At 68.6% G+C, this 690-nt stretch carries 1 protein-coding gene; it reads right to left on the reverse strand.

Translation table 11 applies throughout. From position 1 onward, the window contains the following. Positions 1–665: IS701 family transposase (locus MFF40_RS28335; protein WP_238263149.1), on the reverse strand; the 665-nt coding region annotated here is incomplete at its 3' end. Between the last annotated feature and the right edge of the window lie 25 nt (positions 666–690).

The raw sequence follows: 690 nt of genomic DNA on the forward strand, positions 1-690 counted from the left end.
AGCGCTTGTCCGATGTCGCCGACCCCGTAGACGGTGTCGGCCGCCACCCAGGAGAACGGCACGCCGGCGGCGATCGCCCGCTCGATCATCGCCAGCGCCAATCCCGGCTTGGTCGAAAAGCTCGTTCCCTCCGGCACGTGGGCGGCGGCTAATCGGGCCGGATCCGAGGTCCAGGTCTTGGGCAGGTACAAGGCCCGATCGATGAACGCATGACCGTGCCGCGAGGCGTAGGCCGCGAACACGCCGATCTGACAGTTCGTGATCTTGCCGGCCGAGCCGGTGTACTGGCGATGCACGCCGCACGAGGCTTTACCCTGCTTGAGAAAGCCGGTCTCGTCGAGAACCAGAACCGCGTCCGGGTCAGCCAGGGTCTCCAGGGCATAGTCCCGCACCACGTCGCGCAGGGCATCCGCATCCCAGCGTCCGCGCCCGAGCACCGCTTGCTGACGCCAGGGCCCGGGATCGCCCGCGGCTTCCGCCCGCATCCAACCCGTCTTGCGCCGCTCCGCGCCGAGCAGCCCGTCCAGGAATGCCCCGGCCGAGGCCGCGACCCGCTCCTGCGTAAACAGCGGGCGCAAGCGTCCCTTCACCTCCCGCAGCGACGAGGCCCACAACTCCAGCGTCGCCTCGATCGAGGTCCCCGATGTCCATGATGCGCGAATCATGGTGACGCAGAGAGTCAGAACCTCG

This window comes from Methylobacterium mesophilicum, from assembly GCF_022179445.1.
GTDB lineage: Bacteria > Pseudomonadota > Alphaproteobacteria > Rhizobiales > Beijerinckiaceae > Methylobacterium > Methylobacterium mesophilicum.